Below are 15,168 nucleotides of genomic sequence, written 5' to 3' on the forward strand. Positions count from 1 at the left end.
CCTTGGGGCTCATCCCGACGTCGGCCATGGTCCGGTGCCGGTGGTCAGCAGGCCCGCGAGGCCCTGGCCAATGTTGCCGAATCCGGAGTTGAAGGCCGCCGTGATCAGGCCAAGTGTGCCAGTGTTGGACACACCCGACAGGCCCGCTCCGCGATTGAGAATGCCGGAGAGTTCGGTGCCGAAGTTGGCGAAGCCCGAGGCGGATCCGAGCGTCGGATCTGAGATGGCATTGAGCCAGCCCGACATGGCCGAGCCGGCGTTGGAGAAGCCCGAGCCGCCGCCACCGCCGGTGTTGAAGAAGCCCGACGACGGCGCGGCGGTTGTGTTGCCGAAGCCCGGGGTTCCGCCGAACCCGGCGATCGGGATGTTGATGGCGCCGATGCTGGAATTGGCGTTCACGTTCAGCGGGATGCGGTCGAAGACAATCGACGGCAGGTCGAAGGCCGGGATGCCACCCGACAACCCGAGGCCCAGCGGCAGCTCGGGAAGCAGCGAGCCACCTTGGATGGTGAAGCCCAGAGTGCTCAGCGACACCGGCAGGCCGATGTTGATGGGGCCAGTTGGGAAGGTGAGTCCGGGCAGGTGGAACGTTGCGGTGGGGTAGGGCAACCATGCCACACTGAATCCCTGGAGCACCGACACGCTTCCTCCGGGGCTGCCCGCAATCGGGTACGCGGCGAGAGAGGCAATCAAGCTGCTGGCAATCACCATCGGCGAGCTGCTGCCGGACGTCATGGTGATATCCGAAACGCTGGGGAACAGCCCGAATCCGGGGATGGTGAGCGTCACGGGGTCGATGGTGGCGGTGCCAATGTCGACGGTGGGGGTGAGGCTCAGGCTGATGGTGGGGATGGGGATCTCCGGGATGACCACGGGACCGACGCCGCCGAGTGCGATGAAGCCCAGCGGAATCGACGGGATATGGATGGTCGGCAGCACGGTGATCGGGCCCAACCCGCCGGTGACCTCACCACCCACGGCGGGGAATTGGGGAATGGTGTATCCGAGTTCGAAGCCGGCCAGGCCTTGGAAGTTGCCCCGCCACAGCGTGCCGTTACTGTAGTTGCCCGCGATGAACGCGCCGGTGTTGACACTGCCAGAGTTGGCCACTCCGGTGTTGGCGTGGCCGGTGTTCAACCAGCCGGTGTTGATGCTGCCCGGGTTGACATCACCGGTGTTGGTGTCCCCGACATTGAAACTGCCCGTGTTGTAACTACCGGGATTGGCCACACCCGTGTTGAAACTCCCAGCGTTGAACAACCCAGTCGAGGCGACACCGGAGTTGCCGATCCCGGTGTTGAAGTCGCCCGAGTTTCCAACACCGAAATTGCCGGTGCCGGTGTTGAAGAACCCGACATTGCCGGTACCGGAATTGAACAACCCGACATTGCCACTACCGGAGTTCCAGCCCCCGAACCCAACCCGGTTATCCCCAACCAACCCAATCCCGATATTGCCGTTGCCGGAATTACCGAACCCAACATTGCCCACACCCAGGTTCGCGAAACCGTAGTTGTCGCTACCGGCGTTGCCCCACCCGACATTGCCCCCCACCACACCGGCCCGCAGACCCGAATTGCCGAACCCGATGTTGCCGGCACCGATGTTGCCGAACCCGACGTTGCCACCACCGACATTGCCCAACCCCAGGTTGTGGTCGCCGAGATTGGCCGCACCCAGGTTGACATCCCCGACATTGCCCAACCCCAGATTGAGGTCGCCGACGTTGGCCAATCCGAGGCTAGCGATCAGGGTCCGGTTCACCGCAGTGCCCGCCGCGAACACCCCCGACAGCTGCTGGCCGATGCCGCCCACACCGGAGAGCACCGCCGGGGTGCCCACAGGCACGGTGGCGGTGTTGTACAGCCCCGAGATCCCCGAGCCGACGTTGAGCACACCCGAACCCAGCGTGGCGGCATTGAGCACACCCGAACCCGCACCCACCAACGCGTCATGGGCCTGGTTCCACACGCCCGACATGCCCGCACCGACATTGCCGAAACCCGATCCCCCACCCGCACCGGAGTTGAAGAACCCCGACGACGGAGTCGATGTCGCGTTGCCAAAGCCCGGAGTCGCCGGAATATCGATCAACGGGATGCTGCTCGGGATCACATACAACGTGCCGTCGACGTTGGCCGGGATCTTCGGGAACACGATGGCTGGGACGCCAACGCCGCCGCCGAAAGCGGTCACATCCAGGTTCAACAACGAGTTTCCGGGGAACGTCAGACCACCCGGGAAAATCGTGGCCGCGTCGATGATGCCGGGCACACCGAAGCCCGCGGAAATCTGATGAACACTGAGCGCCGGAGTGTCGAAGCCGTCGGTAAACGCACCGAGTGTGGCATGGATTGGTCCGGTCGTGCTGAGCATTGTGAGACCTGACTCGATATTTCCGAACGGAGGTGCGCCTATACCCGGAAAGAATGCCGCGCCGACACCGATCCAATCCGGTACCAGGCCGAAGATTCCTCCGGGGCGCGTATTCCACACGAGGATCGGCTCCATCGCCGAGGTCGACCCAACCGACGCGTCCAGACTTAGGGAAATCAGCCTATTGAACGTAATTTCCGGAATGTGGACGGACGCGACGGAGACGGGACCGAAGCTCACCCTTCCGGTGATGTCCGGGCTGATGGCGGGGATGTCGATTTGCGGGATGGTGAACGAGCCCAGCTCGACGCTACCGCCCAGGTGGGTGTTGACCGCCGGAATTGGGATGGGCGGGATGACCACCGGGCCGAAGTTGGCGGCTCCGTCCATGTCCAGGAGGGGAATCCTGGGCACGTCGAATTCGGCGGACAGGCCGAACAGGCCCTGGTAGTCGCCGCGCCACAGGATGCCGTTGCTGGCGTTGCCCGACAAGAACGCCCCGGTGCCCAACGAGCCGGTATTGAGCATGCCGGTGTTGGCGTGGCCGGTGTTCAACCAGCCGGTGTTGATACTGCCCGGGTTGACGTCGCCGGTGTTGGTGTCCCCGACATTGAAACTGCCCGTGTTGTAACTACCGGGATTGGCCACACCCGTGTTGAAACTCCCAGCGTTGAACAACCCAGTCGAGGCGACACCGGAGTTGCCGATCCCGGTGTTGAAGTCGCCCGAGTTTCCAACACCGAAATTGCCGGTGCCGGTGTTGAAGAACCCGACATTGCCGGTACCGGAATTGAACAACCCGACATTGCCACTACCGGAGTTCCAGCCCCCGAACCCAACCCGGTTATCCCCAACCAACCCAATCCCGATATTGCCGTTGCCGGAATTACCGAACCCAACATTGCCCACACCCAGGTTCGCGAAACCGTAGTTGTCGCTACCGGCGTTGCCCCACCCGACATTGCCCAGGCCCACCACACCGGCCCGCAGACCCGAATTGCCGAACCCGATGTTGCCGGCACCGATGTTGCCGAACCCGACGTTGCCACCACCGACATTGCCCAACCCCAGGTTGTGGTCGCCGAGATTGGCCGCACCCAGGTTGACATCCCCGACATTGCCCAACCCCAGATTGAGGTCGCCGACGTTGGCCAATCCGAGGCTAGCGATCAGGGTCCGGTTCACCGCAGTGCCCGCCGCGAACACCCCCGACAGCTGCTGGCCGATGCCGCCCACACCGGAGAGCACCGCCGGGGTGCCCACAGGCACGGTGGCGGTGTTGTACAGCCCCGAGATCCCCGAGCCGACGTTGAGCACACCCGAACCCAGCGTGGCGGCATTGAGCACACCCGAACCCGCACCCACCAACGCGTCATGGGCCTGGTTCCACACGCCCGACATGCCCGCACCGACATTGCCGAAACCCGATCCCCCACCCGCACCGGAGTTGAAGAACCCCGACGACGGAGTCGATGTCGCGTTGCCAAAGCCCGGAGTCGCCGGAATATCGATCAACGGGATGCTGATGTCGGGCACCGTGATGTTCAGGGCGGTGTTCAGCGGCAATGGGTCGATCGTCAAACCGCCCGGGAAAATCGTGATCGGATCCAGCACGCCCGACACATCGATCGTCAATGGAATCGGGTTTTGCGGAATCGACAGCCCACCTGGGAACAACGTAAATCCCGGCCACCCACCGGAAACGTCAATAGTCAACGGAATACTCGAGGTAGCGATCTCCGGGATAGCGATTTCCGGGAGAGAAATCACCAGGCTACCGGTGCTTGCAAGAGTGGGACCGGAATGGATGGTGATGCCCTTGGTGGGTGCGCTCGGCTCGGTTAGGACTGCGATGCTAGTACCGATGACAAACTGCGTGCGGAGGGCAGTCAAAGTGATGAGGGGAAGCGTCAGCGTTGATGGGGGTCCGGGTTCACTGTCGAGGGGGATCGTAATGTCTTGGGCGGCAATCGTGGTGGCCGGGAATAACACGATGGGGTCGATCACGATCGATTCGTTGATGTCCAGACCTATCGGGAGAACATCGATCTGCGGGATGGCGAACGGCGCGATCTCGATGAGTTCGTTAATGTCGAACAGCGAGATACCGGCGATATCGATCTGATCGATGACGATCGGGCCGAAGTTGAACGTTTCGTCGAAGTCCACCAGCGTGCTGCCGTCGATCTCGATGCTGTAGGAGAAGGCCGGCACGCCGTGGAAGTCACCCGTCCACAGCGCCCCGTTGTTGAAATTGCCGGAATTGAACGCACCGGTGTTGAGATCACCGGTGTTGAACCAGCCGGTGTTGACATCACCGGTGTTGAACCAGCCGGTGTTGACATCGCCGGGGTTGAAGTCACCGGTGTTGAAGCTGCCCACGTTGCCGCTGCCCGTGTTGTAGCCACCGGCGTTGGCCACACCGGTGCTGAAACTGCCAACGTTGAATAGTCCGGTCGAGGCTGTCCCAGAGTTTCCGATGCCGGTGTTGTAGTCCCCCGAATTCCCAATCCCCCAGTTGCCGGTGCCGGTGTTGAAGAAGCCGATGTTGCCGGTCCCGGAGTTGAACAACCCGACATTGGCCGTCCCGGAGTTCCAGCCCCCGAACCCGACTAGGTTGTCCCCGACCAGCCCGATACCGATATTGCCGGTGCCGGTGTTGGCCAAGCCGATGTTGCCCACACCCAGGTTCGCGAAACCATAGTTGTCGCTGCCGGCATTACCCCACCCGATGTTGCCCAGACCCACCAAATCGGCCCGCAGACCAGAGTTGCCGAATCCGACGTTGCCGTCGCCGAGGTTGCCGAACCCGACGTTGCCGTTCCCGAGGTTGCCGAAGCCGAGGTTGTTTCCACCATTGTTGCCGCCCCCGAGATTGCCGTGCCCGACATTGCCCGCGCCCACGTTGAACTCGCCGATGTTGCCGAAGCCGAGGTTGATCCCGCCGAGGTTGCCCAAATCGAACAGGTTCTGGATGTTCAGGTGCCAGAGCTCGGCAAGCGCCACGTCGATGATGCTGGGGTCGCCGGAGCCACCGCCGCCGCTATCGCCGGAGGGGCTGTCCAGCATTGCGCTTAGCCCGTCGAGGGACAAACCCGAGAGGTGATCACCCAGGTTGCCCAGACCCGAGATCAGCGCCGGCGTCCCAACGTCGAGCGTGCTCACGTTGAACGACCCGGAAATGCCGGTGCCCGAGTTCAGCACACCCGAGGCCAGCGTGCCGGCGTTGCCCAGACCCGACAACACCCCGAGTACCGAGGCCTCGGCGGCTTGGTTGAACCAGCCCGATACGCCCGCACCGATGTTGCCGATGCCCGATCCGCCGCCAGCGCCGGAGTTGAAGAAGCCCGACGACGCCAGCTCGGTCGAGTTCCCAAAGCCCGGTACCGCCGGGATGTCGAGGATCGAGATGTCGATGGGACCGGCGCCCGTGAGAAGGTCGAAATCCAGCGGGATCGGGTCAAGCGTGACACCCGGCACAGTGACCGCGGGAATATCCACCGACACATCAATCGGCAAGACCTCGCTCATCGATATCCCCTCGATGAGCGAGGCGGGGATATTCATTGGCGAAATCGCTATAGGAATCGACTCGCTGATCGAGATTGCGTCCAGACCAATACGATCCACGCCGAATAGTAGCGGCTCATTGAAGGCGGAGACAATCGTAATCGGAGCGAGACCGATGGGCCCAATTATTCCCGATAACCCAACAATTGGAAGATCCACTCCATAAAGGAATGGGTCGAGAGAGATATTCGAGAGTGTGATTGTGGGACCACTCAGACCCCCATTGAATGGCAACGCGGACAGCAGGGTGGTGGCCGGGGCGGTGAAGTCGGCGTTGGCGGCACCGTCGATGCCGATGTGGATTGCCGGGATGGGGATGTCGGGCACCGCGAAGCCGTAATTCACTGCGCCGCCGATACCGAGGTGCAGCGGGGGAACGAGCTCGATATCGGGGATGACGATGGGAGGCACCCCACCGGTGACGGTGATCTGGATTGGGAACTCAGGAATCGAAATGCCCAACGACAGGCCGAACAGGCCCTGGTAGTCGCCGCGCCACAGGATGCCGTTGCTGGCGTTGCCCGACAAGAACGCCCCGGTGCCCAACGAGCCGGTATTGAGCATGCCGGTGTTGGCCTGGCCGGTGTTCAACCAGCCGGTGTTGATGCTGCCCGGGTTGACATCACCGGTGTTGGTGTCCCCGACATTGAAACTGCCCGTGTTGTAACTACCGGGATTGGCCACACCCGTGTTGAAACTCCCAGCGTTGAACAACCCAGTCGAGGCGACACCGGAGTTGCCGATCCCGGTGTTGAAGTCGCCCGAGTTTCCAACACCGAAATTGCCGGTGCCGGTGTTGAAGAACCCGACATTGCCGGTACCGGAATTGAACAACCCGACATTGCCACTACCGGAGTTCCAGCCCCCGAACCCAACCCGGTTATCCCCAACCAACCCAATCCCGATATTGCCGTTGCCGGAATTACCGAACCCAACATTGCCCACACCCAGGTTCGCGAAACCGTAGTTGTCGCTACCGGCGTTGCCCCACCCGACATTGCCCAGGCCCACCACACCGGCCCGCAGACCCGAATTGCCGAACCCGATGTTGCCGGCACCGATGTTGCCGAACCCGACGTTGCCACCACCGACATTGCCCAACCCCAGGTTGTGGTCGCCGAGATTGGCCGCACCCAGGTTGACATCCCCGACATTGCCCAACCCCAGATTGAGGTCGCCGACGTTGGCCAATCCGAGGCTAGCGATCAGGGTCCGGTTCACCGCAGTGCCCGCCGCGAACACCCCCGACAGCTGCTGGCCGATGCCGCCCACACCGGAGAGCACCGCCGGGGTGCCCACAGGCACGGTGGCGGTGTTGTACAGCCCCGAGATCCCCGAGCCGACGTTGAGCACACCCGAACCCAGCGTGGCGGCATTGAGCACACCCGAACCCGCACCCACCAACGCGTCATGGGCCTGGTTCCACACGCCCGACATGCCCGCACCGACATTGCCGAAACCCGATCCCCCACCCGCACCGGAGTTGAAGAACCCCGACGAAGCGACCTCGGTGGCGTTCCCGAAGCCCGGGACCGCCGGAACGTCGATGATCGGGAGCTTGATCGGGCCGATAGTGGCGATCCCGTCGAGGGTGGCCGGGACCGTATCGATGGTGAACCCGTTGGGCAACAAGGTGAACGCGTCCAGCCCCCCGGAGAAGTTGGCGACTCCCGCCGAGGCCTGCGGGAATGTCAGCCCACCGGGGAACAACGTGAACGGATCGTTGCCGCCGGACACGCCCACGCTAACCGGTGTTTGCGCGGGAATAGTGAAACCATCCGGGAAAGCGGTCCAGGGACCGATGTTCAGGGCAAAGGCCACAGGAAACGCGCGACCAGTGGGCTCCAGGCTGGGGCCAGCGACAAGGATCGGCCCCGTAGCGAGCGGGGGCGCACTGAGAAATGAAATGAAGACAACCGGAGTATCGAAGTTGATGGGTGGTAACGGGAAAAGCAACCCCGCCCTGACGAGGTTAAGAACGGCGGCGGCCGAGAAAGTGGTCTCCCCCAGTTCGACCGATCCCGTGACGTGGACCGGGATGGCGGGAATGGTGATTTCCGGGATGGTGAACGGACCCAGACCCACAGATGCATTGGTGATGGCGAAGTGCAGGGCAGGAATTGCGACCGGCGCCGCATTAACCGGACCCAGGCCGGCGCCGACGTGGGTGGTGATCGGGAACTCCGAAATCGTGGGCACGAGGTGTGCCCCGATAAGGCCCTGGTAGTCGCCGCGCCACACGATGCCGTTGCTGTAGTTCCCTGACATGAACGCGCCGGTGCCCGCGGTGCCCGAGTTGGCCAGACCGGTGTTGGCCGCACCCGTGTTGAACCAACCGGTGTTGATGCTGCCCGGGTTGACATCCCCGGTGTTGATGTCACCGACGTTGAAACTGCCTGTGTTGTAGCTACCCGGGTTGGCCACACCAGTGTTGAAGCTCCCGGAGTTGAACATGCCGGTACTGGCGGTGCCGGAGTTGCCGATCCCGGTGTTGAAGCCGCCCGAGTTCCCGATCCCGACGTTGCCGGTGCCGGTGTTGAAAAACCCGATGTTGCCGGTGCCGGAATTGAACAGCCCGAGATTACCGGCGCCGGAGTTCCAACCCCCGAACCCGACCTGGTTATCCCCGACCAGCCCGATACCGATATTGCCATTGCCGGTATTGGCGATCCCGATATTGCCCACGCCCAGGTTGGCGAAACCGTAGTTGTCGGTGCCGGTGTTGCCCCACCCGATATTGCCCACACCCGCCAGACCCGCGGCCAGACCCGACCCGGGACCAGAATTGCCGAATCCGACGTTACCCTGACCGTGGTTGCCGAACCCGACGTTTCCGTCGCCAAGATTGCCCAGCCCCACGTTGAAATCACCGAGGTTGGCGCCACCCAGGTTGACGTCGCCGACATTGCCGAACCCGAGGTTGACGTTGCCGACGTTGGCCCACCCGAGGTTGGCGATCAGGGTCTGGTTCAGCGTGGTGCCCGCCGACGACAACCCCGACAACTGCTCGCCGAGATTGCCCACACCCGAGAGCAGCGCCGGCGTCGCCAGACTCAGCGCGCTGGTGTTGTACAGCCCGGATACACCCGCGCCCACGTTCAGCGCACCCGAGCCCAGTGTGCCGACGTTGAGCACACCCGAACCCGCCCCCACCAATGCGCTCGGCGCCTGGTTCCACCACCCCGAGGTGCCCGCACCGAGGTTCCCGAAACCCGACACACCGCCGGCACCGGAGTTGAAGAAACCCGACGACGGAGCCGTGGTCGTATTCCCCACCCCCGGACCTGCCGCCGGAATGTAGAGGCCCTGGATCGGGATGGGACCGATATTCACCCCGGCCCCGACGTCGATGGGGATGCGGTCAATCGTGATCGCCGGGGTGCTGAAACCGTCAATCTGAGCGTTGATGTCGATCGTCAACGGCAGCGGTTGCGCCGGAAGACTAAAACCCGGGATCGTGAAGCCCGGAGTTCCGATCGACACACCGGCCAGCAACGCCAACGGACTATCGGGCACACTCAACCCATTCGGAAAGAGCTTGATATCGTCGAGAACAGGGCTGCCATTCGACAGGATCCTGAGGGCGTGGAGATCCCAGGAAAAACTCAAGGGGAATTGCTGGATAGTGGCGTCGACAATAGTGGGGCCGATAATCGTAGGGTCACCATCACCAGCAATAGTGATCCCAGGAAAGATGCCGAGGCGAGCCAGTGTCAAAGGGCCGACCGAAAAATCTGCGGAATAGAATTGTTGGGGAAACAGGGTGATGGGTGAGATGGTCAAGGGGCCGAAATCGATCGATATGCCCGGACCCCCGCCGAACCCGGGAATCACGATGTCCGGAACGACCAGCGGGCCGAAGTTGATGGTCTGGTGAATATTGATCGGGATGTCGGGGAGAATCTGGATCGGCTCGAGGGTGATGGGGCCGATGCCGCTGTCGAGGCCAAAGCCGATCGGGATCTCGGGAATCGAGACGGTTCCGTCCACCGCGCCGAACAGCCCCTGGTAATCACCCACCCAGAACATGCCGTTGCTGAAGTTGCCCGCGATGAAGGCGCCGGTGTTGACATGACCGGAGTTCGCCAGGCCCGTGTTGATGCTGCCGGTGTTCAGCCAGCCGGTGTTGATGCTGCCCGGATTGACATCACCGGTGTTGGTGTCACCGGCGTTGAAGCTCCCCGTGTTGTAATGACCCGTATTGGCGATGCCGGTGTTGAAATTCCCGGCGTTGAACAGTCCCGTGCTGGCCATCCCGGAGTTCCCGATACCGGTGTTGTAGGCCCCCGAGTTCCCGATACCGAAGTTCCCGGTGCCGGTGTTGAAGAACCCGACATTGCCGGTGCCGGAGTTGAACAACCCGAGATTTCCGGTCCCGGAGTTCCAGCCCCCGAACCCGGTTAAATTGTCGCCGACCAAGCCGATCCCGGTGTTGTTGTTCCCGGTGTTGGCCAACCCGATGTTGCCTACACCCAGGTTTCCGAAACCAACGTTGCTGCTGCCGGCGTTGCCCCACCCAACATTGCCGATACCCGGGACCAAGCCCAAAGCAGAATTACCGAACCCGACGTTCCCGGAGCCGATATTGCCGAAACCGACATTGCCGATACCCAGGTTGGCTGCGCCCCAATTCTGGCCACCGATATTTGCCCCGCCGAGGTTGAGCTCCCCGACGTTACCCACGCCGATGTTGTAATTGCCCACGTTCGCCGCACCCGCATTCAGCCTCAGCACACTGCCGGGATTGGCGACCAGAGCCGCGGCCACAGCGCCGACAGCCGGCAACCCCGCCAGTCCCCGCAGCGCCTGCGCTGGCGCGCCAAACACCGGCAATGCCGACGCCGCGGCCGAGGCGCCGGTGTGATAGCCGACCAGCGCCGCCACGTCCTGGGCCCACATCAGCTCGTAGTCGGCCTCAGCGGCCGCGATCAACGCGGTGTTCTGCCCGAACACATTCGACATCACCAGCGCTCGCATCACCGCGCGGTTGGCCGCAATCACCGCTGGATCCACCGTGGCCGCCAACGCGGCCTCAAACGCCCCCGCAACTACCCGCGCCTGCCCCGCCGCCTCCTGCGCCTGGGTCGCCGCCGCCCCTAACCACTGCCCGTACGGGGCCGCCGCGGCCGCCATCGCCGCCGCCGCCGCTCCCTGCCACGCTTCCCCCACCAACCCCGAGGTCACCGACCCGAACGCAACCGCCGCCGACGCCAACTCGACAGCCAGGCCCTCCCACGCCGCCGCCGCCGCCAACAACGGCCCCGGCCCCGGCCCGCCATACATCAATGCGGAATTGATTTCCGGCGGCAATACCGGAAAGTCCATCGTCCCAGGCCCCTCTCAGCCGATCGACACCACAGTCGGTCCTGGACTCACCGCGTCGATACAGCCTGAACTGGCGCCGCAACTACGCTCGCAAGCCGTCCGCGGCAACAAGTCGGGCCTTAGCCGGCGCTGGCGCCACCGTCAGTGACGGTCCTGGTGAGACGTCGATTTATCGTTGCTGTGATGGTCCCTACGGGCGACCCCAAGGGCGTCATCAGAAGTATATAGCGAACACCTATAGCGTGTTGACGTTTAATAATAGTTTTTCTGGCAAGTATCTCCGCACAGCGCTACCCGGACCAAGTTGCCCGCAGTGATGTTTGCTGGATAGCGGGCGGATGGCCGCCGTGACGTGGCCAGAGTCCAACAAGCCCGCGCCCACGATCCGACCGCGGCAAGGCCGGTGCACGCCCGGCGCTGACTAGCAAGCCGCTCTGACAACACGGCTACGCCCTCGGGGCAATACGATCGATCCCAACCTCGTTGGACAGATCCGCCCGATCCCAGCCAGGCTGCGGTCATCGGCCCTGGCCACGCCACGACCGACCGCACCGTTCGAAGGCTCGCGGCGACGCCAGCACCGGCAACCGACGCGGGTTGGCACCCTCGGCAACACGCCGCGAACGGAATTGCCGACACTGCCGGACTCGCCGAGGTCCAACAAGGCCGCACACCGCAAACCCGTTCGCTAGGCCGAGCGGGCCGCACCAACGGCATGCGCCGCCCACAAACGCCATAGCCTGATTCGGACGCCAGCGGATGATCGCTGCGGTCGACACCGGCCGCCAATCAAAGGAATACAGCCATGACTACTCGGCGGCCTCGAGCACCGAGAGGGTTCGCCGGCCGCTCACGTCGATAGTGCCGTCTGTCCGAAGTACCGCCGCAGGGTGATCAGCGCCCCGGCAACCACCCGATCCAAACGGGCACTTGCGGTTTCCACAACGCCGACACAGTGTTTCCTAGCGCAGGGCCACCGTCGGAAGGCCGGCAACGCAACAAGAAAGACCGCCGATCCACTGCTCGGACGGGAGCTGTCGGCTCTTATCAGAGTGCCAACATCGATCGAGTTGTCGACGCATCCGCACATGGCGGCCGGGAGGACGCGGAGATGACGGTCTTGATCTTGGGCGCGCTCTTGCTGGCGGTGATGGCGAGCAGCTGTGCCGTATGGGCCTTTATCTGGCGCCGTATGGCGGCGGGGTTAATGCCGGCATACGTGTCCGCCAGGATCGTCTTGTCCTCATCAGTGACCTTCTGGTGGGCCTCGGCACGACGATGCGGGGTTGCGGTGTCATATTTCTTGCTGACCTTGGCGCCGACGCGAACTTTGGAAACCAGCTTCTGCTGCGGGGAGAAATAGTTGGACAGTTCCGACTGCAATGCCCAGGTCTTACTGAGCAGCAATAGTTCCGCTTCGGTGTCGTAGCGGTGGTAGCCAACCACAGTGTGCACGATGGCCCAGTTCTTGTCTTCGACGTGGCTGCCGTCATTCCCATTGGACAACCGCGACAACGCCAACGTGATCTGGCGTTGCTCACACCAGATGAGCAGGTGGTGGTTGAGGAACTCCGATCCGCTGCCGGAGTCGATGCCGAGGATCGAGAACGGCATCGATCGAGCGATGTCATCCAGGGCAGCAAGTACCGACGGGGGGGTCTTGTTGGGCAGGCTGCGGTACTCCGCCCAGCCGGTGGCGATGTCGGTGACGATCAGTGTCCAGGCGTGCTCCCCGCCGGGGTTGCCGCCGTCGTGGGCGACCAAGTCGATCTCGACGAACCCGGGCACCGCCTGGTCCCACTCGGCCCAGGTGCGCACCGGGGTCGGGCTCTTCCGCGGCGACCCCGGTCTCGTGGGCCACTGGCGCGTGAACTCGCGCATGTTGCGCTGGCCGGCCAGGCGCCGGTCGATCGTTGCTGCCGACATGCCGGCCAGCAGCGTTGCGGTGCGATCGTCGATGTCCAACTCGCCGAACGCTCGCAGGGTCCGAACCAGCTCGGGCAGGATCGGGGCGAGCCGCTTGCCCGCCGGCCTGCCCAACACCTCCCAGCAGAAGCTCAGCGCCGCGATGACCTTTGGCCCGTATTTGGGTGGGCGCGCGGCGCGGGCCTTGACGACGCTGGGCCCCAACGCGTTTCGCAGCGCCTTGCGGGCATGGTCGCGATGCCAACCGGTGATCGCACACAACTCATCGAGGATCTTCTGCTTACCGGCCTTGTCCTCCCACGGATAGCGCGTCGCGAATGCCTGCATTGCAGCCTGGCGTTGACTCAAGACAGCCTGGCGTTGGCTCACGGCTTAGCCTCATCTCGCGGATCTACAGTCCGGGTGCCCGAGACCACCGCCTCGACACGCTGCTCCGCCTGGATGCTCAGCCGAGCCAAGGAATACTGTCTGCCCAAGGGCCAGATTCGACTGTGCGCTTCGCTCGGTCGCCATTCATCGGCCCCCGGGCGTAGATGCGCGCCGCGGGGGGCGGAGACCATCAATTCCGATGGGTGCCGCACTACGGAATTCGTGTTCATCTACGCCGCCAGCCGTGGTTCACCGACCGGGTGCCGGCTTCGGACGGGTGTCCGGCAACAGGAGAGCCATTGAACACCGAGGACGGCGGGTGGAACTGAATTCCGTACCGGAAAGTCCATCGCCTCAGGCCCCTCTCAGCGTATCGACACCACAATCGGTCCTGGACTAGCCCCGTCGATGCGGCCTGAATAGCCGCCGCAACCACGCGCGAAGCCGCCCGCGGCAACAACTCGAGCCCCAGCCGGCACTGGCGGTACCGTCACCGAAGGCCTAGATGAGTCATCGTCTTGTAGTTGCTGACCTAGTCCCTGCACGCGCTCCTAGGGGCGCCATCAGAACTATATAGCGAACTTCGACAACTCGTTGACGTTTAATAATAGTTTTTACGGCAAGTATTGATGCGCAGCGTTGCCCGGGCCAGGCTACCCACAATAATGTTTGCTAGCTAGCGGGAAGATGGTCGCTGTGACGTGGCCGGGGTCCAACAAGCACGCGCCCACGATCCGACCGTGGCACGGCCGGTGTGCGCCCGGCCCTGACTCGCGAGCCGTTCAGACAACACGGCCACGCTCCCGGACCAACACGATCGATCGACCCTCGCTGGACAGATCGGCCCGATCCCAGCCAGAATGCCGCCATCGGTCCTGGCCACCCCACGACCGACCGCACCGCTTCGAACGCTCACGGCGACGCCGGCACGGGCAACCAACGCGGGTTGGCGCCCTCGACACCACGACACGATCGGAATCTCCGACACTGCCGGACTCGCCGACGTCCAACAAGGCCGCACACCGCAAACCCGTTCGCTAGGCCGAGCGAGCCGCACCGAGGGTGTGCGCCGACCCACCATCGCCGTAGCCTGGTTCGGACCGCCCGCGGATTTCGTTTTCAGCTCTGCCGCCAGCCGTGGTCCCTACCGATTGCCGGCTTCGCGCGGTGTCCGGCGACAGAAGGGCCATCGAGCACCGAGCACAACGCGGTGGAACTGAATTCCGTTCTTGTCGAGGGCTCTTCGCTCGCGGTGGTCGACCTCGGATGGATCGGCCTGGACGTGACCCCAGGTGCTCGTCAGTGTGGTGTCGCGGGAAACCGATCAGGATGCGCTGGTTCCGCCGGCGCCGCCGGGCGTAGCGCTGGAGCCGGGGCCGACGCCGCCGCCTCCCGTGCCGCCGTCCCCGGCCGGTGCCGGCGGTGGGGGTGGCGCCGGTCGAGCCCGGTTGACCCTGGGCGGAGCCGGCCCCACCGGCCCTAAAGAATCCCTCAACACCAGTGGCGGTTGCGTACCCGCCCCGGGCCCATCGCTGGTCCGTGCACCCTGTCCGTCCGGCGCCCCGGCCAACAAAGAGGACCCAGCCTTACCCTGCCGGCCAG

2 protein-coding genes and 1 pseudogene are annotated in these 15,168 nt (G+C 63.7%); 1 reads left to right on the forward strand and 2 read right to left on the reverse strand.

Features of this window, described 5'->3' with window-relative positions:
* Positions 1 to 9: 9 nt before the first annotated feature.
* Positions 10 to 11,271, reverse strand: a complete 11,262-nt coding sequence (locus tag F6B93_RS19065; RefSeq protein WP_211696481.1) for a PPE family protein — start codon at positions 11,269 to 11,271, stop codon at positions 10 to 12.
* Between the two features lie 1,047 nt (positions 11,272 to 12,318).
* Positions 12,319 to 13,524: an integrase gene (locus F6B93_RS19070; RefSeq protein ID WP_246541162.1), complete on the reverse strand. Its 1,206-nt coding sequence runs from the start codon at positions 13,522 to 13,524 to the stop codon at positions 12,319 to 12,321.
* A 1,243-nt stretch (positions 13,525 to 14,767) separates the two neighbouring features.
* On the opposite strand from F6B93_RS19070, the pseudogene F6B93_RS23185 reads away from it, so the two are divergent.
* Positions 14,768 to 14,878 (forward strand): annotated as a pseudogene (locus F6B93_RS23185) (hypothetical protein); the annotation flags it as partial.
* Positions 14,879 to 15,168 lie beyond the last annotated feature (290 nt).

The organism is Mycobacterium spongiae, assembly GCF_018278905.1.
Lineage (GTDB): Bacteria > Actinomycetota > Actinomycetes > Mycobacteriales > Mycobacteriaceae > Mycobacterium > Mycobacterium spongiae.